Consider the following 24,226-nt stretch of genomic DNA (forward strand, 5'->3'; position numbering starts at 1 on the left):
CCGACATCTGGCGTCTACGCCGTAAAGGAGCTCCTTCGTGCCCGCTGGTCTCAAACAGCTCGTGCTGGCCGCAACCGTCGGCGTGCCGACGAACGACGGCAACGTCCGCGTGCGCGACGCGCTTCGCCGTCCATCCTTGCTGACGCGCGAACTGCTCGCAGGCCTGGTCGTGGGGCTCGCCCTCATTCCGGAAGCGATCTCGTTCTCGATCGTCGCCGGGGTCAACCCCAGTGTGGGGCTCTATTCCTCGGTGATCATGGCGATCGTCATCTCGATCACCGGCGGTCGCCGCGCGATGATCAGCGCCGCAACCGGATCCATCGCGCTCGTCGTCGCCCCGGTCGCCCGAGCACACGGCCTCGACTACCTCGTCGCCACCGTCATGCTCGCGGGAATCCTGCAGATCGTGCTCGGAGCCGTCGGCTTCGCCAAGCTCATGCGGTTCATCCCGCGCAGCGTCATGGTCGGCTTCGTCAACGCGCTCGCCATCCTGATCTTCATCGCCCAGCTGCCCCACCTGACGAACGTGCCGTGGATGGTCTACCCGCTCGTTGCACTCGGCATTCTCATCATCGTGCTCTTCCCGCGCCTCACCAAAGCCGTCCCGGCACCGCTGATCGCCGTCATCGCGATCACCGCGATCACGATGCTCGGCAGCGTGCACGTGCCGACGGTGGGCGACGACGGCAAGGTGCCCGCGGGCCTTCCCGGGTTGTTCTTCCCGCACGTTCCGCTCACGATGCAGACCCTCACGATCATCGGGCCGTTCGCCCTCGCAGCGGCCCTCGTCGGCCTCGTCGAGTCCTTGATGACGGCGCGGCTCGTCGACGACATCACTGAGAGCGGATCCGACAAGACGCGCGAATCGATCGGACAAGGGATCGCGCAGATCGCATCGGGGCTCTTCGGTGGAATGGGCGGCTGCGGCATGATCGGCCAGACCATGATCAACGTCCGGGAGTCCGGCGCTCGGACGCGCCTCTCGACGTTCTCGGCCGGTGTGTTCCTCCTGCTGCTCTGGCGGTGTTCCATGATCTCGTCAATGCCATTCCGATGGCCGCGCTCGCCGCTGTGATGGTGATGGTCTGCGTGGGCACGTTCGACTGGCATTCCATTCGCCCCTCGACCCTTCGGCGCATGCCGCTCGGCGAGACCATCGTCATGGTCATCACGGTCGCGGTCGTTGTCGCGACCAACGACCTCTCCATCGGCGTGATCGTCGGCGTGGTCACCGCGATGATCATCTTCGCCCGGCGGGTCGCCCGTGTCGCGGACGTCGAGCGGATCGTGTCGAAGACCGGGGGAGTCTTGTACCGGGTTCACGGCGAGCTCTTCTTCGCCACGAGCAGCGATCTCACGCGTCGGTTCAACTATGCCAACGACCCCACCGAGGTCACCATCGATCTTTCCGGTTCACATGTGTGGGATGCGTCCACCGTCGCGGCGCTCGACGCGATCGAGACGAAATACGCACGCCACGGCAAGACCGTCGTGATCGCCGGGATGAACGCGGACAGCACCCGGTTCCACGAGCGACTTACGGGTCAACTCACCGCTGAGGCGTAGCGGGCCGTCCCCCGACCTGCCAGCACTGCGCAGCGCGCCGGGGAATACGCTCCGCCTCATGACCGACGAACGACGCCGCGAAGTCGGCGAATCCGACGCTCCCGTCGAGGACGAGCTCCACGAGTCGTTCGACTCGCTCGTCGACGAAGGTGCGCAGCGCCTCCAGCGCCGATTCGGCTCCGCATTCATCACGGGACTCTTCGGCGGCCTCGAAGTCGGCCTCGGCGTGATGGCGTACGTCGGTGTCCTCCACGAAACGCACGATCATCTGCTCGCCGGTCTGGCGTTCGGCATCGGTTTCATCGCGCTCTACCTGGCCCATAGCGAGCTCTTCACCGAGAACTTCCTCATGCCGGTCGCTGCGGTCGCCGGCCGTCAGGGAACGGTGCGTCAGCTTGTCCAGCTCTGGGTCGCGACCCTCGTCGCAAACCTGGTCGGCGGGTGGATCTTCATGTGGTTCCTCGTGCACGCGTTCCCGTCATGGTCGAGCACGCTGCAGCAGATCGCCCATCATTACGTCGACATGCCGTTCGGGCTGCAGAGCATCCTCCTCGCCGTGCTCGGCGGCAGCACGATCACGCTGATGACGCGCATGCAGCACGGCACCGATTCGGACGGTGCGCGCCTGGTCGCAGCCGTCGCCGCAGGCTTCCTTCTCGCGGGGCTCCAGCTCTTCCACTCGATCTTGGACTCGCTGCTCATCTTCGGCGCGATCCTCGCAGGAGGCCAGATCACCTACCTGCAGTGGCTCGGCTGGTTCGGCCCAACGCTCCTCTTCAACATGGTCGGCGGACTCGGTCTCGTCACGGCGCTTCGGCTCGTGCGGACGCGAGAGTTGGTACAGGAGCGTCGGCAGGAGGCCTCCGACGACCCGAGCCGCGCCTCCCATGAGCAGGGCGAGCGCTGACCTGCCCCGGACGGCGAGCGATTTGGCCGGATCAGGCGCCGCGGAGGTGCCGAACGGTGGCGATGTCGGCGAGCAGGTCGTCGAGGTCGCTGGTTGACCCGCCGCGCTCCACAAGCTCGGCCAGGAGGCGCCATGCGGCCCGGTCGCTCGTCTCCCATTCCGTCGGCAGCCCGGTTGCACCCTCCGGCCCCGACACGGTCACCAGGCCTGGGCGCGCGGTGTCGGCGGTGGGAAGTTCGAGACGAATCGCCCGCTGCCGGGTGGTGAGTCGCAGGTCGGCTCCAGCGTTCACCGCGTCGGTCACAACGGCGCTGATCGATACCTCGATGCTGTCGTCGACTGCGCCACGCAGGTCGAACCCGTGCGTGTCCCAGCGAACGGTCGACAGGGCCGCAATGCCGCCGATCGCCGCCCGGAGGAGCGCCAACGCGTCGAGCAGCACCCGCTGCGTGTCGGATCCGGTCGGCACGGTGACGCGGAGGGACGCGTGCACGCGGTCCTGCAGGAGCGGCTGCATGCGAACGCGCGCGGTGTCGACGGCAGGGTTGTGCGCCCACTCCGTCGCGACGACGACCGGCGTGCGGGCGGCGCGCAACCGCTCGACTGCGTCGTCGTAGCCATCGACGCCGAGCGCGGGGGGTGCCGGGCGAACCACGAGAACGCCGCGGGCACCCTCCTCCACGGCACGCGCCGCGGCTGCCGCCCAATCGGTGCCGCTCACGGCCGACAGGTCCGCATGGTCATCGACGATGCGCAGGAGCTCGGGAAGAGAGGCGGCAGCCCACCCGATGGTTGCCGCCTCTCCCGGTGGGATGCGGTCGCTGAGGGCGACCGAGTGTCGCGCGCTCATGCGGCCGCCCCGCTCTGTTGCCCGGCCACGAGGGCTCGGGCCGCCTGCGACGCCTGCTTGGCGATCGTCAGAGCGAAGGTCACGTCCTCGATGAGATCCGCTGTATGCAGCGGCTCCGCACGGCCTTCGACGAGCGCCGCGAGATATCGCCACTCCGCCTCGTAGCCGTTCTGCGCGAAGGGGCCGAACACGGTTCGCTCGCCATCGAGCGTTACGACGGCCGTTCCGGAGCCCGCGTGCACGTACGACGGCGTGAAGTCGATCCGGAGTGCGCTGTCGTCGCCGATCACCTCGAAGCACCACTCCGGCTGCCACCCGTCGGTGTGTATCGCCTCGACTCGGACGGCCCGATTGCCCACCTGGAGGTCGAGTACGTATCCGCCGAGCTGCGGAATGCGGCAGTCGAGCAGCTGCGGCTTCCGGAAGTCCGGGCAGAACGCTCGCACCAGCGGAAGGTCGTGGATGGCGAGCCCCATCACCTGTCCGAACATGTCGGCGGCAGCCACCTCGGGATCGCTTCGATCCGGCGGGGTCATCGCGACGGGACGCCCGACCACCTGAGTCGCGAAGTCTTCGAAGCGGGGGTTCGGGGGCAGCACGATCGAGTAGCGGATCGTGTGCGCGGTGGCGAGCAGTGCCTCCGCATGCGAACGGGCCGCGACCCACGCGGGGTCGAACGTGTGCATGGCGCCGACGATGATGGGAACACCGGTCTCCGCGGAGACGCGCATGATTGCCTTCGCCTCTTCGCGGCTCATCGCGAAGGGCTTCTCGCAGAACACCGCGCGCTTTCCGGCCCGGCAGGCCGCGATGACCTGCTCAGCGTGGAACCGGTGTGGGCTGCAGACCGCCACGACGTCGACCGCGTCGTTCGCGAGAATCTCGGTGGCATCGGTGGTCCACGAGGCGTGTACGCGGTCGGCGACGGACTCCGCGACGGCGGCGTCGACGTCCATGACCGCGACGACGCGGAACGGTGCGCCGATGCGGGCGAGGGTGGGCACGTGAATCGCCTGGGTGACGGGTCCGGCGCCGATGAAGCCGACGCCGATCGTTTCCGAGGACATGCGCTAAAAGTAACTCGTTGTGTACTTTTCGACAAGGGGCGTGCCGAACCGGAGTTAGGCTCCGATCGTGGAACAGGAGCGAATGCGGCGCGGCCCGTACCGGCGGGGCATCGAACGCCGCCGTGAGATCGTCGCCGTGGCCACCGAGGTCTTTGGCGAGCACGGCTTCAAGGGCGGCACGCTGCAGCGGGTGGCCGATCGTGTCGGCGTGACGACTGGAGCCATCCTGAAGCTCTTCGGTTCGAAGGAGCAGCTCCTCATCGCCGTCCTCGAGCACTGGGATGCCGTGACGAAGACCGTGATCGTCGCAGAGTCGACCGGGGTCGCCCGCCTCGAGGGCTTCCGGCAGCTGATGCGGTATCACGTCGAGCACCGAGGGCTGCTCGACCTCTACATCACGATGGCTGCCGAGGCCACCGCTCCCGAGCATCCCGCGCACGCGTTCATGCGCGAGCGGTACTGCATCACCCTCCTCGACATGCAGCAGCTGTTCCGCGATGCCGTCGCCGCGGGGGATTTTGCCCCGATGACTGACGCCGAAGTCGAGACCGAGGCGGCCTTCCTCCTGGCTGCAATGGACGGCCTCGAGATGCAGCACCTCCTCGCCACACCGACCGACCTCGTCGCCGCGTTCGACACCTATGCTGCCGCGATCATCGCTCGTCGCGGTGCGCAGACGCGCCAGTAGGCTGAGGCAGCCGCTCCGAAGGAAAGGCCGCGACGTTCATGCGACCACCAGCTCCAGCCGACACCTCGCCGACGCGAGCACCAGTGCACGTCCGGGAGGCTGCGCTCACCTCGCCGCCGTCGGCGATCGCCATCGACGTGGACCACACGCTGATCCACGACGACCACACGCTTCGGCCCGCAACGGTTGCGGCAGTCAAGCGCGCTCGAGCGGATGGCATCCACGTCGTGCTCGCGTCGTCCCGGTGTCCGAGAGCGATGCTCCCGTACATTGCGCAGCTCGGTCTCGACGACGGCTCACTCTTCGTCGCACTCCAGGGCGCACTTGTCTGCAGATACGTGGCGGACGGGTCGCTCCAGATCGAGCGTGCTGAACCGATGGCGCTCGCCGATGCCGCCGCGGTCGGGGCCCTTGCTGCAGAGCACGGCGCAACGGCCACCTGGTACCGGGGCGCCGATTGGATCGCGGAGCGGATCGACGAGCGGGTGCAGCGCGAAGCGGACGTCGTCGGCTTCGGTCCTGAGATCAGGCCACTCGCCGACGAGAGGGCCGCTCCCGAGAAGATCCTGCTCGTCGGGGATCGAGGCCAGTCGGAACAGCTCCGGGATGCCGTGCGAGCGCTGTCCGGGCGACTCGCTGCCGAGCGGTCGAACGATCGATATGTCGAGATCACCAAGGCCGGGGTCGACAAGGCCACGGGCGTGGGCGCCGTGCTCGAGATCCTCGAACTCGGAGCGGACCGCCTCGCCGCCATCGGCGACGGGGAGAACGACCTCGGGATGTTCGCGCTCGCCGCGGTGGCCGTTGCGCCGGCGAATGCGAGCGCGCTCGTGCAGGCGCACGCCACGTTCGTCACCGACTCGAACAACGACGACGGTGCGGCGATCGCGATCCGATCCCTGCTGTCCTGACGGCGGCCACGCCAAGGAGTGCTGGCGCCGACCCCGCCACCGGGTGGCTGAGCGCACAGCGGTCCACCGAACCGGGAATCTCTGCGACGGGAGCGGCGGTTCCGAGCACAATGGGCGGCATGGCGCGCACAAAGCAGAAGTTCTCCGATCTGGACGGATCGGCGCAGGCTGGCATCACCCTCCTCGGCATCGGACAGGTTGCGCTCGCCGTCGCCGCGTTCATCGGCCTGGCTCGGACGCCCAAGCGCCGGGTCCGCGGCCCGAAGGCGGTCTGGATCCCGGTGATTCTCGTCAACTGGATCGGCCCGATCGCCTTCTTCCTGGTTGGACGGAAGCGATGACGGCAGCGCGCGCACCGTTCCGGCGGCGCACGGCGCTCATCACCGGCGCGAGTGGCGGCATCGGCGAAGCCCTTGCGCTGCAGCTCGCCGAGCAGGGCGCTGACGTCGTCCTCGTCGCTCGGTCCGCTGATCGGCTCGACGCCGTGGCGGACCGTATCCGGACTACGTTCGGGGTGCACGCGGAGTCGATCGCTACCGACCTGTCAACCGACGACGGTGTGGACCGGGTGATCACGCTCCTCCAGAATCGGCGCATCGACATCCTGATCCCCAATGCGGGAGTGGGCGCCCATGGGCCCTTCGTCGATGCGTCCGAGCATCGGAGTCGGGTCCAGGTCGATCTGAACTGTGGCGCGGTCGTCCGCCTGGTCCACGCGTTCCTGCCGGGCATGATCGAGCGTCGGGTCGGAGGCGTCATGACCGTCGCGTCGACCGCTGCGTTTCAGCCCACACCGGGCATGGCCGTCTACGGCGCCACGAAAGCATTCGTCCTGTCGTTCACCGAGGCGCTCTGGGACGAGACCCGGGGGAGCGGAGTGCGGATCCTCGCACTCTGCCCCGGTCCCACTGACACCGGCTTCTTCGACGCGGCGGGCGGAGGAGACTACCTGGACAGAGGCCGACAGACCGCCGAAGCGGTGGCGCGGGTCGGCTTGGCAGCGTTCGCGCGGCGGGGCGGACCGACGGTGATCTCCGGCTTGGCGAACACCGTGACGGCAAGCGCGCATCGGTTCGTGCCGCGGGCCCTCATGGCGCGGCTCGCCGGACAGTTCACCGCCGCTCGCTGAGGAGCCCGCGCGGTTGTCGACCGGTTTCGGCGCGATGTCGGCCTGCTGTCGCCGCGGTGGCGGCCTGCTGTCGCCCAGGTGTCGTGGCGCTGGCGGGCTGACGGACTCTACGGTCATCCCATGAACGAGACACGGATCGGCGAGCTTCGACGAGCACGCGGTTGGACGCAGGAGCGATTGGCGGCGGAAAGTGGCATCGCAGTGCGCACCATCCAGCGCCTCGAAGCGGGAAGCGACGCCAGCCTAGACACGCTGTCGCGGATCGCCGCGGCGCTCGAGGTTGAGGTGAGCTCGCTCTTCGCGCACGTCGAGGACCCTGAGTTCGCAACTGCCGTCGACGGACTCGGGGAACGGATCGCAGCACAGCAAGCCCGGCGCGACGCGATCACGGACGCAACGCGGAAGGCCTTTTACGGCCTCGGTGTCGTGATCAGTCTCGCGCTGGCCGCGTTGGTGGGTGCGCGGCTGCTGCCGGGTATCGCGTTCTTCCTCGTCGCGATCTACTGGGTCGGCGGACGTGTGGCGTACGACCTCCTGCTTCGGACCGTCATCGATCCACGACTGGACGCCCAGTACCCACTGTCTGGGCCGACCCGCGGACGCCACCGCTGATGGCACATGTCGGCACCGCTGCGTAGCGTGAGGGAATGCCGCTGGAAGCTGTGGAGCACACGCTCGATCTGGACACCGCGTCGCTGTCGTACGACGTCATCGACGGCGACGGGCCGGCGATCGTCGGCCTGCACGGGCTGACGTCCTCCCGCGCATCGGAGGACGACGGCGGCTACTTCGATTGGCGGCCGATCGCGCAGTCGGGCCGTCGGCTCGTTCGCTATGACGCTCGCGGCCACGGCCGATCGACGGGGCGGCCACTTGCCGAGGACTATCGGTGGCCGCAGCTCGCCGACGACCTGTTCCGGCTGCTGGACGCGGTCGCCCCGGCGCATGCGGTGGACGCCTTCGGGGTCTCTATGGGCGTCGGCACGCTGCTCCACGCGGCGGTCCGCGAACCGGAGCGATTCCGCCGGCTGGCGTTCGTCATCCCGCCGACCGCCTGGGAGTCGCGCGCTGCGCAGGCGGCGCTGTACCAGCAGATGGCAGACCTTGCGGAATCCGGCGGCATGGATGCGCTCATCGCTGCAGGCGCGAATGCGCCGGTGCTGCCGATCCTGCAGGACGGCGGTTGGAGGCTCGACCTCCGCCCGGCAATCTCCGCGGCGCTGTTCCCTGCCGTCGCACGTGGAGCGGCGGCGACCGATTTTCCTGATCCGACGGAACTCGCGCGTATCACGCACCCGGTCCTCGTCCGCCCGTGGACAGACGACCCCGGGCATCCGATCCAGACGGCAGAGCGGCTTCATGAGCTCCTTCCCGCTGCCGTGCTCTCCGTCATGCGCACGCCTGACGACCTCCGCGGTCTTGGGGCAAGCCTGCTGACATTCTTCTCGTAGGTCCTCTCGGATACCCCGGGGGGTATGGTACGATCGCTCTCGAAGGAGGAACCATGTGCTTTCGAGTGACATGCGACCAGTGCGGTAAGGAGTCCTGGGACGGCTGCGGTGGTCACATCGAAGAGGCGTTGTTCGGCGTTCCTGAGCAGGACCGCTGCAGTGGGCATGAGGAGGTAACCGCATGAGCACAGTCGCCGCTGATACGAGCGTTCTGGAGTCGGCTGTTTCGACCGATGGAATCGTCCTCGTGGACTTTTGGGCCGAGTGGTGCGGGCCGTGCAAGATGTTCGCCCCGATTTTCGAGCGGGCTTCCGAACAGCATCCGGACATCCGATTTTTGAAGGTCGACACGGAAGTGCAGCAAGATCTCGCTGCCGCAGCCGCGATCACGGCCATCCCGACGCTCATGGCGTTCCGCGACGGTGTCGCCGTTTTTCGGCAAGCCGGCGCGTTGCCCGCTCCCGCGCTCGAGGACCTCATCGCGAAGGTCCGTGAACTCGATATGGATGCCGTTCGGGCTTCTCTGCCGACCTCGGGGTCCGAAGCGACCGCATAGACGATCGCTCTGCAGATACACCCAGGGGTATTGTTCACCCTGTTGAAAGGACGACGATGAGTTCTACTGTCGACGCGACCCAGAAGCCGGTGTTGAACCGCCTTCGGCGTGCACAGGGCCAGCTGAACGCTGTGATTGCGGCCATCGAGAGCGGTGCGAAATGCCGTGACGTGGTCATCCAGCTCTCCGCTGTGTCGAGTGCGCTTGATCGTGCCGGGTTCCAGATCATCTCGACGGCGATGCAGAAATGCCTCATCGATGAGCAGGATGAGTCCGACCCGATGACCGTTCAGGATCTCGAGAAGCTGTTCATGACGCTCGCCTGACCGAATACCACTCGCGCCTCCGCCCGCGCCAGCCCGCCGTCAGGGGGTGGACAGGGAGCGGGAGTCGCGTCATTCCCATATACCCCCCGGGGTATTTACGAAAGGAGACGGCCATGTGCCGTGCAGTCACATGCCGCAAGTGCGGGAAAGCAAGCTGGGCCGGATGCGGCCAGCACGTCGACCAGGTGCTCCGTGGAGTCCCGAAGTCGCAGCGGTGCCAGGGGCACCCGAAGGAGCCGTCGAGCGGCTTCTTTGCACGACTCTTTGGGCGCGCCTGACGTGAGTGTGTCCGAAGTCACCGTCGGCGAACTCGACGGCCGACGCGATGTGACGATCATTGACGTCCGCGAACCAGCAGAATTCAGCGATGGGCACGTACCGGGCGCTCGCAACATTCCGCTCGGCACGATCGCGGATCACGCTGCCGAGCTGCGTGACCTCGGGACGACCGTTTACGTGATCTGCCAAAGTGGTCGCCGGAGCGCCCAGGCGGCTGCTGTTCTCGATGCGGCCGACGTGCGGGTCGTCAACGTAGTCGGTGGAACCGGCGCGTGGATCGCGACGGGCCGCGAGGTCGAGTCATGACGGCCGACCGAACGCTCCTCATCCACGCGTTCGCCGAGACGCCTGAGGTCCTCACCGCCGCGCTTCGCGTCGCCCGGCACTCCGTGGAACGGCTCGGGCCGACCGCCGAGGTGCAGGTGGTGGTGCAGGGTGGCGCTGTCCGCGGGCTCACGGTCGACAGCGCATTCGCCGACGAGGTATCCGCGACCGTGACCGAACACCACGTGCGGATCCTCGCATGCGAAAACAGCATGCAGCGCGTCGGCGTGCTCGCGGAGGCGCTGCTCGATCAGGTCGGGACGGTTCCGGCCGCGGCCACCTACATGGCCGAGCAGCAGTGGGCCGGCGCAGCATACGTGCGCATCTAATGCTCATCCTCACCGTCGCCTTCGGGCTGTTAGTCGGGGCGGTGCTCGGCCCTTGTCACTGTGCTCGCAGTGCCGGTGAGCGAGGCGATGTCGACCTCCCTCGTCATGGCCGCGTCGTCCTCGGTGGCGGCAGTCCTGCCCCGGCTCCGTCACGGTATCGACTGGAGGATCGCCCTCGCCGTCGGTGCGGCCGGAATCCCCGCGGCGTTCGTGGGCACGGCCGTCAACAGCATGCTGCCGCAACGGATCATCCTGCTCGCCTTCGGCCTCCTGATGATCGCCGCTGCCATCCAGATGCTCCGCCCGCGCCCTGACACGCGTGGGCATGCCGAGCGGCACCGCCTCTGGATCGTGCGCGCCGTCGGCGTCGGTCTCGGGGTCGGGTTTCTCACCGGGCTCCTCGGCGTCGGGGGCGGCTTCGTGATCGTGCCGGCGCTGGTGCTCTTGCTGGCGATGCCGATCACCGCCGCAATTGGAACGTCGCTCATCATCACGGCGGCCAATTCGATCTCCGGCGTGATCGCACATGCGGGGGCAGGCGTTGTGCATTGGGGGCTGACGTTGGCGTTCGCCGTTCCCGCTGTCCTCGCATCGCTGGTCGCGGCCCGCTTCGCGACGCGCATCAGCGGCAAGACCTTGCAGATCGCGTTCGCGGTCGTCGTCCTCGTGGTTGCGGTGATCACCATCGTGCGCACGCTGCTCGCTTGGTGACGCGCTCCGCTCATTGCACGAAACAGCGGGGTCGGCTCCCTTTTTCAGGCAGCCGACCCCGCTGTTTCGTCTCCGCTCAGACCGCCTGGCGCTCTGTGTCCTGCGACTGCAACCAGCCGAGATAGCTGCCACTGAGCTCCGTGACCGGGAGGCCCGCGCGACGCAGAGCCTGCGTCGCAACGATGTTCCGTGCACCCGATTGGCAGTACGCGACGATCGGGCGGTCCGATGGCAGCTCTGCGATGTCCCGAAGCACGCGGCCCGCGCTGATGTTGACGGCACCGGGGACGTGTCCGTCGACATACTCATTGCGGTTCCGGACATCGAGCACGAACACGTCATCGAGCTCGGTCAGATCGTCGGGTGAGACCTGTGCCGAGGGCACGAGCGTGAAGCCGTCGAGCGTGGTGATGAAGCCCGCGTAGCGATCGATACCGACCCGGACCAGGTGGTCGCGGACAGTGTCGGCTTCCTCCTGGTTGGTTGCCAGGATCAGCAGGGGTCGGTGCTCCTGCTCGGGGTCGATCGCCCAAGCGCCCCACGTCGCGGTCTTGCCGGAAGCCGGGATGGCAAGCGAACCCGACGGGGAGCCCGCGCGAACTGCGGCAGGCGTCCGGGTGTCGATCAAAACGGCTGCATCCGCTTCGACCGCCGCGACTGCCTCAATCGATGACAGTTCGGTCAACGGCCCGAGGTCACCGAGGAGTGCGGGGCCGTCGCGGTTCTCACGCTTCATCCGCGCGAAGTACGCGTGTGCGTCGGGCTGGCCGTCCAGCAGCTGCTGAACGAAGCCGTCGCGATCGTCGGCGGCCAGGTACGGGCCCCACCAGGCGTAGCGACGCTCGTAGCCGACGGTCGTTGACGGAATCGCCCCAAGACTCTTGCCGCACGCGCTGCCGGCGCCGTGCGCCGGGTACACCTGAATGTGGTCGGGAAGCTCGAGGAACACGCGACGGAGTGAGTCGAACATGTCGAGCGCGCCCTGGAACCGGGTGTCGACGCCGCCAGCTGCCTCGTCGAGGAGGTCAGGCCTTCCGACGTCGCCGGCAAAGACGAAATCGCCGGACAGCAGATAGCCCGGGTCGTCCGCGAACGCACCGTCTGTGATGAGGAACACGAGGTGCTCCGGCGTGTGTCCGGGCGTATGACGGGCCTGGATCCGGATATTCCCGATGGCGATGACGTCGCCGTCGTGCAGACGCTCCGCGTCGAACCCGTACTGCCAGTCCTGCCCGCCATCACCCGAGACGTAGAGCGTCGCGCCGAACGCGCGGGCGATCTCCCGGGAGCCGGACAGGTAGTCGGCGTGGATGTGGGTCTCAGTGACCGCGACGATCCGCATGCCATTCCGCGCCGCGGCGGATCGATAGGCCTCGATGTCGCGGCGGCCGTCGATGACGATCGCCTCCCCCGTGGCCTGGCAGCCGATCAGATAGCTCGCTTGAGCGAGGTCGTCGTCATAAAAACGTTCGAGCAGCATATGTCTCCTTTCTGCTCCCTACAGGGTATACCCCCGGGGGTATAACGCAAGAGGGGACCTCCGGCCCTGGCTCCGCTCCACGGATGCTCCCGATTGTTGCAGTCGTGACTATGGAGACGAGTGGAGGCCCGAAGAACGGCAGGCGTCGGCACCGTGGCGGTTCGCTTCCACTGCCGTTCATCCTGAGCGCCGTGACGATCGTCATCGGTGCGATCGGGATCGCGTTCGAAGCGATCGGTGGGTCGACCGCGGGACGCGTGATCATCAGTGCGTATGCGCTCGCCGTTGCAGCCGGATACGGCGTGCGGATGATTCGGGAGATGATCCATCGCCGGTTCGGTGTCGACCTTCTCGCGGTCACCGCGATCGTCGCGACCGTGCTGGTCGGCGAATACCTCGCGGCGATCGTCGTCGTGCTGATGCTGACTGGAGGCCAAGCACTCGACAGTGCTGCGTCGCGGAGGGCGCGCCGCGAACTCGACGCCTTGCTGAGTCGCGCTCCTCGGGTTGCGCATCGAGCCACAGCGTCGGGTGTCGAGGACATCCCGGCTGAAGAGGCCATGATCGGCGACGAATTGCTCATCCGCCCCGCAGAGATCGTCCCGGTCGATGGAACCCTGCTCGTTCAGCACGCTGCGCTCGACGAGTCATCGCTGACCGGTGAGAGCATGCCGCGGTCGCTCGCACCGGGTGACGTCGTTCCGAGTGGCGCGATCAACGGCATCGCGGCGATTCGCATCCGTGCGACGGCCCGGGCGGCCGATAGCCAGTATCAACGCATCGTCGCGCTGGTTGAACGTGCGGCCGCCAGCAAGGCTCCGGTCGTGCGGCTCGCTGACCGCTACGCCCCGTGGTTCACCGTCTTCTCGCTCGCGCTGGGCGCACTCGCGTGGTGGGTGAGCGGCCAGGCGGTCAGATTCGCCGAGGTCGTGGTCCTCGCGACTCCATGCCCGCTCCTTATCGCGGCGCCGGTCGCGTTCCTCAGTGGCATGAGCCGAGCCGCGCGGGCGGGCATCGTCGTGAAGGACTCGACCGTCCTGCAGGTCCTCGCAGAGGCCCGCACCGTCGTGTTCGACAAGACCGGCACGCTCACGCGGGGCGTGCCCGCGCTCGCGCGTATCGCGTCGATCGCACCGTTCACCGAGGATCAGGTGCTCGCCGCGGCAGCGAGCGCAGAGCAGTCGTCCTCGCACGTGCTGGCGGGAGCGATCATCGCAGCTGCGCGAGACCGCGGACTCCCGCTCCGACCGCCGTCGAGTGCGGTCGAACGTGCTGCGAATGGCGTCGAGGCCGTGGTCGATGCGACGCGGGTCAGCGTCGGCACCGCTGCGTTCGTCGCCGAGCACGTTCAGTGGCCCGGCCGGGTCGACCTCAGCGGCGGCGAGATCGCCGTCTACGTCGTGCTCGACGGACGACCCGCGGGAGTGCTGTTCCTGGCGGATCCTGTCCGGGAGGACGCAGCGTCGACCGTGGCGCAGCTCGCAGCGCTCGGCATCCGCGACAGCATCATGCTGACCGGAGACGCTCGCGAGACGGCGGACGCGATCGCTCGAACCGTCGGCGTCGCTCGCGTCGAGGCGGAGTGTCTCCCCGGCGACAAAGTCGATGCAGTTCGCCGGCTGACGGCGCGGCCGGTGCTGATGGTCGGCGACGGCGTGAACGACGCTCCGGTGCTCGCCGCGGCGGACGTCGGTGTCGCGCTCGGTGCTGGGGGTGCGACCGCGGCGAGCGAAGCAGCCGATGCGGTGGTCCTCGTCGACGACCTCAGCCGTCTCGTATCGGCCGTGACAATCGGGCGCGACACGGTGCGCATCGCCGAGCAGAGCATCTGGCTCGGGATCATCGCATCCGTCGGACTCATGGTGATCGCATCGTTCGGTCCGATCCCGGCGATCGCCGGCGCGGTCCTGCAGGAGGTCGTCGACCTCGCAACGATCCTCGCCGCGCTCCGGGGACGCGGAGTGCTCAAGCGATCGACGCCACGGTCATCCCCGGCGACGAGATCGGGCCGCCCATCGCGACGAGCGCCCCGGGCAGTTCGTCGAACCCGATGACTGCCCCGACCGTGGCATCGGGCCGGAGGCGCCCCGCAACGATCTCCGCGAGCATCGCGGCGTACTCGTGCACCGCGATGCCGTGACTGCCAAGGATCTCGAGCTCGTCGCCGATCACGCGGCCCATCGGGATCGCCGGCTCGGCTTCCGAGCCGAGCAGCAGCCCGACCTGCACGTGACGACCCTTCGGACGAAGCGATGCCACGGATGCCGCGGATGTGGCACGGCTCCCGTACGCGTCGAGCGCGACGTGAGCACCGCCTCCGGTCAGTCGGCGAACCTCGTCGATGGCGCTCGGGGACTGCGGAACGACGTGCGCTCCGAGTTCGCGCGCACGGTCGAGCGCGGCCGGCACGACATCGACGGCGACGACACGGGCGCCGGCAGCGATCGCGACGAGGATCGCGGACAAGCCGACACCACCGCATCCGAAGACGGCGACCCACTCGCCGTCGCGAATTCTGCCCTGCGTGTGGAGTGCGTGGAACGCCGTGCCGAACCGGCACCCGAGGCCCGCCGCATCGACGAATGCGAGCGCGTCGGGAAGCCGAACGAGGTTCAGCGCGGCGTGCGGCACGGCGACCTGCTCGGCGAAGGAGCCCGGGAGCGTGAAACCCGGTTGCTGCTGGCGGGAGCAGACCTGCGTCGCGCCGCTCCGGCACTCCGGGCATTCGCCGCACGCGAAGATGAATGGGGCCGTCACCCGATCGCCGACTGCGAATCCGGTCGCATCCGGTCCGAGCGCCACGATCGTGCCGGCGAACTCGTGACCCGGGATCTGCGGAAGCCTGACCGAGTCGTCATGCCCGCGCCATGCATGCCAGTCGCTGCGGCACACACCGGTCGCGGCGACCGCAACCACGGCACCGTCCACGGGACACTCCGGAGGCGCCACCTCGACGATCTGCGGCGTCGCGTCGAACGCGTCGTATTGCACTGCTCGCACGGTTCAGGCCTCCACGGTCGTCAGCGGCGCAGTTGATTCGCGAACGATCAGCGAGGTCGCGAGATCGACGCGCGGAGCGACGGTGGGCACGATGCCGGCGTCGGCGATGAGCCGCACCGCCGTGGCCGCCATCTCGGCGATCGGCTGCCGGATCGTCGTCAGCGGGGGGTTCGCCCAGGAGGCGGGCCGGAGGTCGTCGAAGCCGACAACCGAAAGGTCTTTGGGTACGGCGATGCCGAGGGTGCGCGCCGCCTCGTAGACGCCGAAGCCCTGCAGGTCGCTGCCGGCGAAGATCGCGGTCGGCCGGTCGGGCAGCGTCAGCAGCTCTCGCGCTGCTCGACGGGCGCCGTCGACGTGGAAGTCCGCGTACCGGACGAGGCTCGGATCGAAGCCGATCCGAGCGCGTTCGAGCGCGGAGCGGTACCCGTCGATGCGCGCGACCGAGCAGAGCATGTCTTCCGGGCCGCCGATCACGGCAATGCGACGGTGGCCGAGCGAGATCAGGTGCTGTGCTGCGGCGTAGCCGCCGCTCCAGTTCGTGGCGCCGATCGACACGACGTCGGGATCGGGCTCTCCGGCGGGGTCGACGACGACGAAGTTGACGCCGCGCGATCGCAGCTTCTCCTTATCGGCTCCGCGGATGTCGCTGAACACGAGAACGACTCCCAGCGGCCGGCGACGCAGGACGCCTTCGATCCATTGCGGGTCCGGCGTGTGCCGGTCGCCGCTCCTGGTGAGGATGAGACTCAGCCCACGAGCGGCAGCGGCCTCCTGGGCCCCCCGGATGATCTCGATGGTCCACTCGCTGTCGAGTTCGTGGAACACGAGCTCGATCATCTGCGACTCGACGACCCGGGGACGGGACGCATATCCGCTGGCCTGGAGGAGCGCCTCCACCCGGCCGCGCGTTCGCGCCGCCACGTCGGTGCGACCGTTCAGAACTTTCGACACGGTCGCGAGCGAGACGCCCGCTCGGTCGGCGATGTCCTGCAGCCGTGGTTTCGGGTCGAACCCGCCGGTCATCCGTTCTCCTTCGTGGTTGACACCAGGAAACACCATCGATAGCGTCCGAGGGTCCCACGCGAATTGTCGCATTCCTACGCGAAACTTTCGAGAGCTCAACGATGACGATCACCAGAACCGACCGCCCCTGGACAGACCCGAGCCGGCCGGTGGCCGATCGCGTCGACGACCTCATCGCAGCGATGACGCTGGAGGAGAAGCTCGGCCAGCTGGTGGGTGTCTGGGTGGGCATCTCACCCGTCGACGGCGATGTCGCCCCGTTCCAGCATGAGATGAGCGATGGTGTCGAACTGGACGCGATCCTCCCGAACGGTCTGGGCCAATTGACGCGGCCGTTCGGCTCGGCCCCCGTCGACCCGGCCGTCGGCGCGGTATCCCTTGCGCGCACGCAGCGGCGGGTCGCTGCCGCGAACCGCTTCGGCATCCCGGCGATCGCGCACGAGGAGTGCCTGGCCGGGTTCACGGCGTGGGGCGCGACCGCCTACCCGGTGCCGCTGTCCTGGGGCGCGACCTTCGATCCCGATCTCGTCCGCGCCATGGCGGAGCGCATCGGCCGGTCCATGCGGTCGGTCGGCGTGCACCAGGGACTCGCCCCCGTTCTCGACGTGGTCCGCGACCCGCGCTGGGGTCGCGTCGAGGAGACCATCGGCGAGGATCCGTATCTCGTCGGAACCATCGCGACCTCGTACATTCGAGGGCTCGAGTCAACCGGCATCGTCGCCACGCTCAAGCACTTCATCGGGTACTCCGCATCGACCGCCGGACGCAACCTCGCACCCGTCTCGATGGGCTCGAGGGAGTTCGCGGACGTCATGACGCCGCCGTTCGAGATGGCCGTCCGGGACTCCGGAGTCCGCAGCGTGATGCATGCCTACACGGCGATCGACGGCGTGCCGTCCGCCGCGGACCCGACGCTCCTGACCGGGCTGCTGCGCGACGAGTGGGGGTTCACGGGCACGGTCGTCGCCGACTACTTCGGGGTCGCGTTCCTCAAGCAGCTTCACGGCGTGGCGGAGAGCTGGGGCGACGCAGCCGCGCAGGCGCTCCGCGCCGGCGTCGACGTCGAGCTGCCGACGGTCAAGACGTTCAGCGAGCCGCTCGTCGAGGAGATTCGAGCCGGGAGGCTCGACGAGGCGTTCGTCGACCGCGCGCTTCGTCGCGTGCTCACCCAGAAGGCCGAGCTCGGCCTGCTCGACGCGGACTGGAATCCGATCCCCGATGGTTTCGACGAGGCAGACCTCGCCGAGCACGAGGCAGTGGAAGGGCGCATCAGCCTGGATACGCCCGAGGATCGCGCCCTCGCTCGGCGGATCGCGGAGGAGGCCGTCGTTCTCGTCGCGAACGACGGCTCCGTTCCCCTTGGTGCTCAGCGCGACCGGCGGATCCTGGTCACCGGTCCGACGGCGGCCGATCCCATGACGCTCCTCGGCTGCTATTCGTTCCCGGGGCACGTCGGCGCGCTGCACCCCGATGTCCCGCTCGGCATCGAGATCCCGAGTCTCGCGGATGCGCTGCGGGCGGAGTTCCCTGCAGCCGCGGTGAATCTCGTCGAGAGTGTTCCGGTGACCGGCGGCAGCGATGACGCGATCGCCTCGGCCGTGCAGGAGGCGCGCGAAGCGGATCTGGTCGTCGTTGCGCTCGGTGACCGCGCCGGCCTGTTCGGTCGCGGGACCTCCGGCGAGGGATGTGACGCACCGTCGATGCAATTGCCGGGTCGTCAGCTCGAACTCCTGGAGGCGCTCCTCGACACCGGCACGCCGGTCATCGTCGTCCTCATCGAGGGTCGGCCGTATGCGCTCGGCACCGCGCCGGAGCGCGCGGCGGCGATCGTCGCCGGATTCTTCCCCGGCGAGGAGGGTGCCGGCGCGATCGCCGGCGTGCTCAGCGGCCGGGTGGCCCCGTCGGGCCGGCTCCCGGTCTCAATCCCGAAGGGACCGGACAGTCAGCCGACGACGTATCTCACGTCGACATTGGGCCGTGACCGAGGCACCTCGAACATCGATCAGCATCCTGCATTCGCATTCGGGCACGGCCTCAGCACGACCGCGATGGAGTGGTCCGACCTCGCCGTCGACGGCTCGACGGTCGCCGACGCGCCCGACGAGCATGTCGTGACTGTCGCGACTGACGGCACCCTCGAGGTGAGCGTGACCGTCCGGAACGCGGGGGAGCGCGCTGGCGTCGAGGTCGTGCAGCTGTACGTGCACGACCCGGTCGCGTCGGTGGTGCAGCCGACGCAGCGCCTGGTCGGCTATGCGCGGGTCGCGCTCGAGCCGTCGGCATCGGCGACCTGCGTGTTCCGCGTCGCAGCTGATGTCGCCGGTTTCACTGGGCGTGATCGGACTCGGATCGTCGAGCCGGGGCGCATCGAACTCCGCGTCGCGGCATCGAGCGACGACATCCGATTCGTGGTCCCGGTCGACCTCGTCGGTGAGCAACGCACGCTCGGTCGCGATCGCGCCTTCGGCGCCGAGGTGCGGGTGCACTGAGCCGCTGATGGCCGCCCGGCCCTTGGGGCGCTGGCGGTCGCCCCGCACCGAGGGACCGGGCGCCGTCGCTACGGGCGCAACGGTCCGTTGTCGTCGATGAGCGCCTGCGCGACCTCGTTGAGCCGCTTCGCGAGCAGCTCGTTGTCCGCGTCGGGGAGGGAGTCGATCACGGCAACGAGGACCGTGTGGAATCGGGCGTACGCGCGATCCACCTGGTCGCGCGCGCCGTCGATCGGCTTGAGAACCATCGCGCGTCGGTCAGTCGGATGCGGCACGCGCTCGAGTTGCCCCTTGGCGACGAGGTTGTCCACCACTTTCGTCACCGATGCGTTCGAGACGTTCAACATGACCGCGAGGTCTTTCGGCCCCATTTCGCGACCGTCTCGCTCGGCCTGGAGGAGATAGCGGATCGCGTGGAACTCGTTCTTGGTCAGGCCCGATTCGACCTGCGCCTGCTCGACTTCCTGCTCCTCCGCATGGTGGAGGCGCAACAGCGCCTCCACGGCGGACCGAGCCGCGGGAGTGGTGGGCTGGTCGGCGTAGAGGTGTGCTGCTTCGTGCCGGACAACGGTCAAGGGCATGTGGTGATGACGCTCCTGAGCTGATGAGTACCGGGAATTTTACGCGAGGAACGACGCCGGTGTCGCCGCGTGGAAGGTACGAGATGCTTCCGTGTTCAGGCCGCGAAGAAGTCGGCGTACCGGGGGCCCTCGGGGTCCGAGAGCAGCGTCACATCGTTCACGCGACGGTTGACGTATGCCTCGATCGTCGCAGGATCGGACAGGCCGAACCGGCGGGACAGTCCGGGGCCGGACGTGACCGTGTGGGGCTGTTGGTAGGTGCTGCGCATGTCCCTGCTCGCTCTCATCGTCGGTGCCGGACCCTCCGGGAAGTACTCCCAGAGGTTGGGCGAGGGGCTGGTGCCCTTCGTGATAGAAACGATGCCAGGCGTCTAACTAAACGCGCAAGAAACTATTCGCTGTGTGTACGGTTTGCGAAGCGAACGAAGGAAGCGGCGTTCGCGAGCCGCGTCAGAGGGTGTCGAAGTCATCCCGGCGACGCGTCCGCGTGACCTGCTCGCCCGAGGCGGGATCGATCATCGTGCGGGAGGTCGCGGTCGTGGATCGGCCGCGTGCTGCCACGGCGATGCTGATGATCAGCAGGACGAGGCCCGCGGCCATCAGGATCCAGCCGATCAGCGCGATGTTGATGCCCGCGAGGGTGTAGTTCACCGCGAACGCGAGGATGGCCCCGATAACGAGGAGTGCGATTCCGCTGCCGATTCGCATGATGATCCTTCCGGTTGGGCCGCGGGTCGGCTATCGACCGCTGCGGGTGCCACGGACAGTACGCGCCCGCGGCTGTTTTCGGCCAAGCCTGATCGTTCGTCCACGAGGGCCCGGCCTACCGTGCGGACCGGTCCGCCGGGAGCTATGCCCCCGGCCGTGGTGCACCGACCGTGGTGCGGAACGCGCGTCTCGCCGGGCCACAGCACTGAGAAGGGATGACGCTATGAACAACGGTTCGAACCATCGGCTCGTGCGTCGGGTGGGCGTGCTCGCCTCCGTCGCCATGGTGGTCTGCCTGACCGCCGGGTGCGGTGGCGCCGGCAGTCAGGTGCCGAACGCAAAGGTGCCGGCCGCGTCGGGGCACGCGGCCGACGTCAGCAAATGTGCCACCGCCTCCAGACAGGCGATGAAGATCCTCGACGGGCGGATCCACAACGGCGAGAAGCCGACGATTGCCGACGTCGCCCCGGGTGACGGCGGGTGGTACCTCGCTGCCTCAGCAACCGGGACGGAGCCCATCGATCACAACCATGTCGGCGTGGGACTCTGGGCCGCATCGTCCGACCCCACGAAGGACGGATTCTCGGGCCAGCTGCAGCCACTGAACTCCTGGGCGAATCGCGCCGAGCAGACCCCGCAGCCGAGCGCCACCGTCACTCCAGGGTCGCTGTCTGCGGCTTCCATGTCGCCGACGTCGGCCGCTGCGAAGAAGGCGACGGCCTGCATGATCACCGACTCGCGAACGAGCGACTGAACGCGGCGCGTGCGTCAGCGACTGAACGCGGCGCGTGCGCCAGCGACTGAACGCGGCGCGTGCGCCAGCGGGCGTTGCGGGCTCGCCACATCTCACCGCGTGGCGGACGGCCTCCCCGCAAGGGGTGCGGCAGCGCGATCGCGCACGTCCGACGCCATGGCGTCGACCAGTTCGCTGAGCGCATCGGTAGCCGAGTGCTTCGGTTCCCAGGCGAGCTCGTGCCGGGCGCGAGCGGTTCGCATAAGGGGGACGCCAGCGGCGATGTCGACCCATCCGGCGTCGATGGGCTGGAGCCGAAGTCGCCAGGTCGCGGTCACCACTGCGCGGAGCGCCCGGAGCGGAATTCTGATCGCGCCGTGCATCGCAAGCGCCCGGGCGATTCGCGGCGGTGTCAGGACGGGGTTCGCCGCGATGTTGAATGCGCCGCGAGCACGGAGGTCGATCACGCGCCAGAACGCGTCTGCGAGGTCGTCGGCATGCACGGCCTGGAACACGAATCGCGTTGGGAGGCCCAGCGGCAGATAGCGGGCCAGTCGAACCGCGCGCATCGGAATGAGCTGTCCGAGGAACAGACCGTGGATCTCCGCGGCGGCGGCGCCCTGGAACACCAGTCCGGGCCGGAGGCGCGTGACGACGATGTCGGGATGCTCCCGTTCAAATGCGTCGAGCACCCGCTCGTTCGTCGCTTTGTGTCGACTGTAGGTTGCGGTTGCGATGCCGTCGGTCGGCCAGCTCTCATCCACGGGGACCCGCTTGTCCGACGGACTATAGGCACCGACCGACGAAGCCACCACAACGTGAGGCACATGCGCGAGTGCGCACGCCTCGAGCACATGCGCGGTTCCGTCGACGTCGGTGCGCTCCTGCGCAGGGATGTCGTGCGTCGGCTGGAGCGCCCAGGCGAGATGCACCACGGCGTCCGCGCCCTGCAGGATCGGTACGAGCGTCCGGACCGCGAGCGGGTCGCCGACGTCGACGCTGTGCCACTCCGCGGACGCGTAGGGGGCAGCGGCGGTGTCGGGGATGCGACGTGCGATCCCCGTGATCGCAACCCCGGCCTCCCGTCCGAGCCGACGAAGGAGCGCCGACCCGACGTTGCCGGTTGCTCCGATGACGACGATGCGACGAATGTGCATGAGGGTCCTTCAGGGATTGTGTGGCACGCACCGTGCGTGCTTCGGTGACGGGGGGCCGAGCGACCGGGCTGTGCCGGCAATGCCGGGCCGTGCGGCCGGGCCGTGCGACCAGGCAATGCCGGGCCGTGCGGCCGGGCCGTGCGACCAGGCCATGCCGGGCCGACGGTATGGCGTTCCGCCTGAGCGCGCGCGCGGCTCGCGCGGAACGGACTGCGCTCGCACTGTCCCCCGAACGCGGCGGGAATCCACCGGGACGGCCGCCTACCGTCGGCCTCTATGAGCCATGTGCGTCCTGAATCCGACTCCGCGCGCCATGTTCGGCCACCGCACCACCATGGAGCGCACGTCTCTGGCGGCCAGGAGGCCGACCGCAGCGATGCGCACGACGGGAGCGGAGAGGCGGAAATCGGTCAGCCCACTTCGACCGAACCGCAGCGTCAGCGCGTTGACGCGCAGTCGGATACACCAACGCGCACCGGCCCGGCGGGGCGCCCTGATGAGGGAGCGGATCCGAACCGCTGGAAAGCCCTCGTCGTCGTGTTGCTCGGCGGTGGGATCGTGCTCCTCGACGTGTCGATCGTCAACGTGGCGTTGAAGTCCATCTCGGCGGGGCTCCCGGGGGCGTCACCTGAGGCGATCCAGTGGATCCTCTCGGGGTACGCGCTCTCGTTCGGTCTGCTGCTGGTGCCCGGTGGACGCCTCGGCGATGTGATCAGCCGCCGTCGCATGTTCATCATCGGCGTCCTGCTCTTCACCGTCGCCAGCGCACTCTGCGGCATCGCACCCACGGGCTTGTTCCTCGTCATCGCGCGACTGATTCAAGGGCTCGCAGGCGGACTGCTCACTCCCCAGGTGACGGGGATCATCCAGCAGCTGTTCCGGGGGCAGGAGCGCGGCACCGCCTTCGGGCTCTTCGGTGCGACAACCGGGATCGCGACCGCGATCGGCCCGCTCGTCGGTGGTCTCTTGATCACGGGATTCGGGGAGACGACCGGCTGGCGGTTCGTGTTCTACGTGAACCTGCCGATCGGTCTCGCAGCGATCCTCCTTGCGCTCCGCTACCTCCCGAACGGCAACGGAGGCGCCCCCAAACGACGGCACGACTTCGACCCCGTCGGGATCGCGCTGCTCGGCGCAGCCGTGGTCGCGCTGCTGCTGCCGTTCGTGCAGTCGCAGCAGTGGCCGGGAGGCGCGAAATGGCTCCTGCTCATCGTCGCCGCGGTCCTCGGGCTCATGTTCGTGCTGTGGGAGCGGCGCTACGGCCGGAACCGGGAGTCGGTCGTCGATCTCCATCTGTTCTCGCGGCGGTCGTTCTCGCTCGGTGTCGCGCTCGCGACGGTCTACTTCGCGGGCTTCACCCCGCTGTTCTTCATCCTCACCATCACCCTCCAGTCGGGCCTGCACTACTCGGCACTGCTCGCCGGCGTGACGTCGGTCCCATTCGCGGTCGGCTCGGGTGTGGCGTCCACGATCGGCGGCCGGATCGTCCATCGTTTCGGGCGGCAGCTCATCGTGGTCGGCAGCATCCTCGTCCTGCTCGGCCTTGCGGGCGTCGTCCTCGTCGTGAACGGTCACGACACGGCCAACCTCGGGTCGTGGCTCATCGTGCCGCTGTTCGTCGGCGGTGTCGGCAGCGGCCTCACGATCTCGCCGAACCAGGCGCTCACGCTGTCGGAGGTTCCCGTGGAGCAGGGCGGTACCGCCGGCGGCCTCGTCCAAGTTGGCGCGCGGGTCGGCTCGGCTGTGGGTATTGCGGCAGCTGGAAGCGTCTTCTACGGATCGCTCGCGTCGAGCCATGGAGACTTTGCCCGAGCACTCCCGCTCGGCCTCGGCGTCTCGCTCGCCTTCGTCGGGGCGGCCCTCCTCGCGGGCATCCTCGACGTGATCATCGGGCGGGTTCAGGGGAACAGCACGACCGTCTAATGATGCCCTCGCAGCATCCGCCGATCCGGGTCTAGGTT

The 24,226-nt window shown here is 68.4% G+C and carries 27 protein-coding genes and 1 pseudogene; 19 read left to right on the forward strand and 9 right to left on the reverse strand.

Annotation, left to right across the window (positions count from 1 at the left end; translation table 11 throughout):
- Window positions 1-64 precede the first annotated feature (64 nt).
- A pseudogene (locus CAM01S_RS05455) lies at window positions 65-1,566 on the forward strand (SulP family inorganic anion transporter).
- Window positions 1,567-1,624: 58 nt separating this feature from the next.
- Window positions 1,625-2,473: a formate/nitrite transporter family protein gene (locus CAM01S_RS05460; RefSeq protein ID WP_066517434.1), complete on the forward strand. Its 849-nt coding sequence runs from the start codon at window positions 1,625-1,627 to the stop codon at window positions 2,471-2,473.
- A 31-nt stretch (window positions 2,474-2,504) separates the two neighbouring features.
- On the opposite strand, the gene CAM01S_RS05465 is transcribed toward CAM01S_RS05460, so the two are convergent.
- Window positions 2,505-3,323, reverse strand: a complete 819-nt coding sequence (locus tag CAM01S_RS05465; protein WP_066517437.1) for a hypothetical protein — start codon at window positions 3,321-3,323, stop codon at window positions 2,505-2,507.
- On the reverse strand, window positions 3,320-4,390 hold the full coding sequence (locus CAM01S_RS05470; protein ID WP_066517438.1) for a Gfo/Idh/MocA family protein: 1,071 nt from the start codon (window positions 4,388-4,390) through the stop codon (window positions 3,320-3,322). The genes CAM01S_RS05465 and CAM01S_RS05470 overlap by 4 nt, the downstream gene beginning before the upstream one ends.
- A 67-nt stretch (window positions 4,391-4,457) precedes the next feature.
- Between CAM01S_RS05470 and CAM01S_RS05475 the strand changes: the two genes are divergently transcribed.
- The 13 genes from CAM01S_RS05475 (at window position 4,458) to CAM01S_RS05525 (ending at window position 11,094) form a co-directional block, all read left to right on the forward strand.
- Window positions 4,458-5,078: a TetR/AcrR family transcriptional regulator gene (locus CAM01S_RS05475; protein WP_157071442.1), complete on the forward strand. Its 621-nt coding sequence runs from the start codon at window positions 4,458-4,460 to the stop codon at window positions 5,076-5,078.
- 38 nt (window positions 5,079-5,116) lie between these two features.
- Window positions 5,117-5,989, forward strand: coding sequence for a Cof-type HAD-IIB family hydrolase (locus tag CAM01S_RS05480; protein ID WP_083527784.1), 873 nt, complete (start codon window positions 5,117-5,119; stop codon window positions 5,987-5,989).
- 119 nt (window positions 5,990-6,108) lie between these two features.
- Window positions 6,109-6,330, forward strand: a complete 222-nt coding sequence (locus CAM01S_RS05485; RefSeq protein ID WP_066518631.1) for a PLDc N-terminal domain-containing protein — start codon at window positions 6,109-6,111, stop codon at window positions 6,328-6,330.
- On the forward strand, window positions 6,327-7,118 hold the full coding sequence (locus CAM01S_RS05490; RefSeq protein ID WP_066517444.1) for an SDR family NAD(P)-dependent oxidoreductase: 792 nt from the start codon (window positions 6,327-6,329) through the stop codon (window positions 7,116-7,118). Before CAM01S_RS05485 ends, CAM01S_RS05490 begins: the two co-directional genes overlap by 4 nt.
- 120 nt (window positions 7,119-7,238) lie before the next feature.
- Window positions 7,239-7,730: a helix-turn-helix domain-containing protein gene (locus tag CAM01S_RS05495; protein WP_066517447.1), complete on the forward strand. Its 492-nt coding sequence runs from the start codon at window positions 7,239-7,241 to the stop codon at window positions 7,728-7,730.
- Between the two features lie 35 nt (window positions 7,731-7,765).
- The gene (locus CAM01S_RS05500; RefSeq protein WP_066517449.1) at window positions 7,766-8,569 is read left to right on the forward strand and encodes an alpha/beta fold hydrolase; all 804 of its coding nucleotides are present in this window, start codon (window positions 7,766-7,768) and stop codon (window positions 8,567-8,569) included.
- A 53-nt stretch (window positions 8,570-8,622) separates the two neighbouring features.
- On the forward strand, window positions 8,623-8,754 hold the full coding sequence (locus CAM01S_RS15360) for a DUF8730 family Cys-rich protein (RefSeq protein ID WP_505622984.1): 132 nt from the start codon (window positions 8,623-8,625) through the stop codon (window positions 8,752-8,754).
- Complete coding sequence (trxA, locus tag CAM01S_RS05505) at window positions 8,751-9,125, forward strand: thioredoxin (protein WP_066517451.1); 375 nt, start codon at window positions 8,751-8,753, stop codon at window positions 9,123-9,125. Before CAM01S_RS15360 ends, trxA begins: the two co-directional genes overlap by 4 nt.
- A gap of 56 nt (window positions 9,126-9,181) precedes the next feature.
- On the forward strand, window positions 9,182-9,451 hold the full coding sequence (locus CAM01S_RS05510; protein WP_066517452.1) for a metal-sensitive transcriptional regulator: 270 nt from the start codon (window positions 9,182-9,184) through the stop codon (window positions 9,449-9,451).
- A gap of 113 nt (window positions 9,452-9,564) precedes the next feature.
- Window positions 9,565-9,729: a DUF8730 family Cys-rich protein gene (locus CAM01S_RS15365; RefSeq protein WP_157071443.1), complete on the forward strand. Its 165-nt coding sequence runs from the start codon at window positions 9,565-9,567 to the stop codon at window positions 9,727-9,729.
- 1 nt (window position 9,730) lies between these two features.
- Complete coding sequence (locus CAM01S_RS05515; protein WP_066517453.1) at window positions 9,731-10,036, forward strand: rhodanese-like domain-containing protein; 306 nt, start codon at window positions 9,731-9,733, stop codon at window positions 10,034-10,036.
- Entirely contained in the window at window positions 10,033-10,383 is a 351-nt protein-coding gene (locus tag CAM01S_RS05520) for a DsrE family protein (protein ID WP_066517455.1), read from the forward strand. The genes CAM01S_RS05515 and CAM01S_RS05520 overlap by 4 nt, the downstream gene beginning before the upstream one ends.
- Before the next feature lie 69 nt (window positions 10,384-10,452).
- Window positions 10,453-11,094, forward strand: coding sequence for a sulfite exporter TauE/SafE family protein (locus tag CAM01S_RS05525; RefSeq protein WP_245631548.1), 642 nt, complete (start codon window positions 10,453-10,455; stop codon window positions 11,092-11,094).
- Between the two features lie 76 nt (window positions 11,095-11,170).
- On the opposite strand, the gene CAM01S_RS05530 is transcribed toward CAM01S_RS05525, so the two are convergent.
- Entirely contained in the window at window positions 11,171-12,574 is a 1,404-nt protein-coding gene (locus CAM01S_RS05530; protein ID WP_066517459.1) for an MBL fold metallo-hydrolase, read from the reverse strand.
- An 83-nt stretch (window positions 12,575-12,657) separates the two neighbouring features.
- Here CAM01S_RS05530 and CAM01S_RS05535 point away from each other — a divergent pair, with 83 nt between their 5' ends.
- Window positions 12,658-14,628: a heavy metal translocating P-type ATPase gene (locus CAM01S_RS05535; protein WP_245631549.1), complete on the forward strand. Its 1,971-nt coding sequence runs from the start codon at window positions 12,658-12,660 to the stop codon at window positions 14,626-14,628.
- Here CAM01S_RS05535 and CAM01S_RS05540 read toward each other — a convergent pair.
- Window positions 14,540-15,565: an alcohol dehydrogenase catalytic domain-containing protein gene (locus CAM01S_RS05540; RefSeq protein ID WP_306306280.1), complete on the reverse strand. Its 1,026-nt coding sequence runs from the start codon at window positions 15,563-15,565 to the stop codon at window positions 14,540-14,542. The genes CAM01S_RS05535 and CAM01S_RS05540 overlap by 89 nt on opposite strands.
- A gap of 12 nt (window positions 15,566-15,577) precedes the next feature.
- A complete protein-coding gene (locus CAM01S_RS05545; protein ID WP_066517461.1) occupies window positions 15,578-16,597 on the reverse strand; it encodes a LacI family DNA-binding transcriptional regulator in 1,020 nt (339 codons plus the stop codon).
- A 101-nt stretch (window positions 16,598-16,698) separates the two neighbouring features.
- Here CAM01S_RS05545 and CAM01S_RS05550 point away from each other — a divergent pair, with 101 nt between their 5' ends.
- Window positions 16,699-19,086: a beta-xylosidase/alpha-l-arabinosidase gene (locus CAM01S_RS05550; protein ID WP_066517463.1), complete on the forward strand. Its 2,388-nt coding sequence runs from the start codon at window positions 16,699-16,701 to the stop codon at window positions 19,084-19,086.
- A 68-nt stretch (window positions 19,087-19,154) separates the two neighbouring features.
- On the opposite strand, the gene CAM01S_RS05555 is transcribed toward CAM01S_RS05550, so the two are convergent.
- The 3 genes from CAM01S_RS05555 to CAM01S_RS05560 all read right to left on the reverse strand — a co-directional run bounded on the left by CAM01S_RS05555 (window position 19,155) and on the right by CAM01S_RS05560 (window position 20,375).
- Complete coding sequence (locus CAM01S_RS05555; protein WP_066517465.1) at window positions 19,155-19,667, reverse strand: MarR family winged helix-turn-helix transcriptional regulator; 513 nt, start codon at window positions 19,665-19,667, stop codon at window positions 19,155-19,157.
- 95 nt (window positions 19,668-19,762) lie between these two features.
- A complete protein-coding gene (locus CAM01S_RS14625) occupies window positions 19,763-19,936 on the reverse strand; it encodes a hypothetical protein (RefSeq protein ID WP_157071444.1) in 174 nt (57 codons plus the stop codon).
- 181 nt (window positions 19,937-20,117) lie between these two features.
- The gene (locus tag CAM01S_RS05560) at window positions 20,118-20,375 is read right to left on the reverse strand and encodes a DUF6458 family protein (protein WP_066517467.1); all 258 of its coding nucleotides are present in this window, start codon (window positions 20,373-20,375) and stop codon (window positions 20,118-20,120) included.
- Between the two features lie 223 nt (window positions 20,376-20,598).
- Here CAM01S_RS05560 and CAM01S_RS05565 point away from each other — a divergent pair, with 223 nt between their 5' ends.
- Window positions 20,599-21,129, forward strand: coding sequence for a hypothetical protein (locus CAM01S_RS05565; protein WP_066517468.1), 531 nt, complete (start codon window positions 20,599-20,601; stop codon window positions 21,127-21,129).
- Between the two features lie 92 nt (window positions 21,130-21,221).
- On the opposite strand, the gene CAM01S_RS05570 is transcribed toward CAM01S_RS05565, so the two are convergent.
- A complete protein-coding gene (locus CAM01S_RS05570; protein ID WP_066517469.1) occupies window positions 21,222-22,265 on the reverse strand; it encodes an NAD-dependent epimerase/dehydratase family protein in 1,044 nt (347 codons plus the stop codon).
- Between the two features lie 276 nt (window positions 22,266-22,541).
- Here CAM01S_RS05570 and CAM01S_RS05575 point away from each other — a divergent pair, with 276 nt between their 5' ends.
- Entirely contained in the window at window positions 22,542-24,188 is a 1,647-nt protein-coding gene (locus tag CAM01S_RS05575) for an MFS transporter (protein WP_083527786.1), read from the forward strand.
- The last annotated feature ends 38 nt before the right edge of the window (window positions 24,189-24,226 follow it).

Source organism: Curtobacterium ammoniigenes NBRC 101786 (assembly GCF_001571045.1).
Taxonomy (GTDB): domain Bacteria; phylum Actinomycetota; class Actinomycetes; order Actinomycetales; family Microbacteriaceae; genus Curtobacterium; species Curtobacterium ammoniigenes.

What these genes read in the sequence shown, in the direction of transcription:
- CAM01S_RS05460 (WP_066517434.1), top strand. Translation starts at nt 1,625, where the DNA reads ATGACCGACGAACGACGCCGCGAAGTCGGCGAATCCGACGCTCCCGTC.
- CAM01S_RS05465 (WP_066517437.1), bottom strand. Translation starts at nt 3,323, where the DNA reads ATGAGCGCGCGACACTCGGTCGCCCTCAGCGACCGCATCCCACCGGGA.
- CAM01S_RS05470 (WP_066517438.1), bottom strand. Translation starts at nt 4,390, where the DNA reads ATGTCCTCGGAAACGATCGGCGTCGGCTTCATCGGCGCCGGACCCGTC.
- CAM01S_RS05480 (WP_083527784.1), top strand. Translation starts at nt 5,117, where the DNA reads ATGCGACCACCAGCTCCAGCCGACACCTCGCCGACGCGAGCACCAGTG.
- CAM01S_RS05485 (WP_066518631.1), top strand. Translation starts at nt 6,109, where the DNA reads ATGGCGCGCACAAAGCAGAAGTTCTCCGATCTGGACGGATCGGCGCAG.
- CAM01S_RS05490 (WP_066517444.1), top strand. Translation starts at nt 6,327, where the DNA reads ATGACGGCAGCGCGCGCACCGTTCCGGCGGCGCACGGCGCTCATCACC.
- CAM01S_RS05495 (WP_066517447.1), top strand. Translation starts at nt 7,239, where the DNA reads ATGAACGAGACACGGATCGGCGAGCTTCGACGAGCACGCGGTTGGACG.
- CAM01S_RS05500 (WP_066517449.1), top strand. Translation starts at nt 7,766, where the DNA reads ATGCCGCTGGAAGCTGTGGAGCACACGCTCGATCTGGACACCGCGTCG.
- CAM01S_RS15360 (WP_505622984.1), top strand. Translation starts at nt 8,623, where the DNA reads ATGTGCTTTCGAGTGACATGCGACCAGTGCGGTAAGGAGTCCTGGGAC.
- trxA (WP_066517451.1), top strand. Translation starts at nt 8,751, where the DNA reads ATGAGCACAGTCGCCGCTGATACGAGCGTTCTGGAGTCGGCTGTTTCG.
- CAM01S_RS05510 (WP_066517452.1), top strand. Translation starts at nt 9,182, where the DNA reads ATGAGTTCTACTGTCGACGCGACCCAGAAGCCGGTGTTGAACCGCCTT.
- CAM01S_RS15365 (WP_157071443.1), top strand. Translation starts at nt 9,565, where the DNA reads ATGTGCCGTGCAGTCACATGCCGCAAGTGCGGGAAAGCAAGCTGGGCC.
- CAM01S_RS05520 (WP_066517455.1), top strand. Translation starts at nt 10,033, where the DNA reads ATGACGGCCGACCGAACGCTCCTCATCCACGCGTTCGCCGAGACGCCT.
- CAM01S_RS05530 (WP_066517459.1), bottom strand. Translation starts at nt 12,574, where the DNA reads ATGCTGCTCGAACGTTTTTATGACGACGACCTCGCTCAAGCGAGCTAT.
- CAM01S_RS05535 (WP_245631549.1), top strand. Translation starts at nt 12,658, where the DNA reads ATGCTCCCGATTGTTGCAGTCGTGACTATGGAGACGAGTGGAGGCCCG.
- CAM01S_RS05545 (WP_066517461.1), bottom strand. Translation starts at nt 16,597, where the DNA reads ATGACCGGCGGGTTCGACCCGAAACCACGGCTGCAGGACATCGCCGAC.
- CAM01S_RS05550 (WP_066517463.1), top strand. Translation starts at nt 16,699, where the DNA reads ATGACGATCACCAGAACCGACCGCCCCTGGACAGACCCGAGCCGGCCG.
- CAM01S_RS05555 (WP_066517465.1), bottom strand. Translation starts at nt 19,667, where the DNA reads ATGCCCTTGACCGTTGTCCGGCACGAAGCAGCACACCTCTACGCCGAC.
- CAM01S_RS14625 (WP_157071444.1), bottom strand. Translation starts at nt 19,936, where the DNA reads ATGCGCAGCACCTACCAACAGCCCCACACGGTCACGTCCGGCCCCGGA.
- CAM01S_RS05560 (WP_066517467.1), bottom strand. Translation starts at nt 20,375, where the DNA reads ATGCGAATCGGCAGCGGAATCGCACTCCTCGTTATCGGGGCCATCCTC.
- CAM01S_RS05565 (WP_066517468.1), top strand. Translation starts at nt 20,599, where the DNA reads ATGAACAACGGTTCGAACCATCGGCTCGTGCGTCGGGTGGGCGTGCTC.
- CAM01S_RS05570 (WP_066517469.1), bottom strand. Translation starts at nt 22,265, where the DNA reads ATGCACATTCGTCGCATCGTCGTCATCGGAGCAACCGGCAACGTCGGG.
- CAM01S_RS05575 (WP_083527786.1), top strand. Translation starts at nt 22,542, where the DNA reads ATGAGCCATGTGCGTCCTGAATCCGACTCCGCGCGCCATGTTCGGCCA.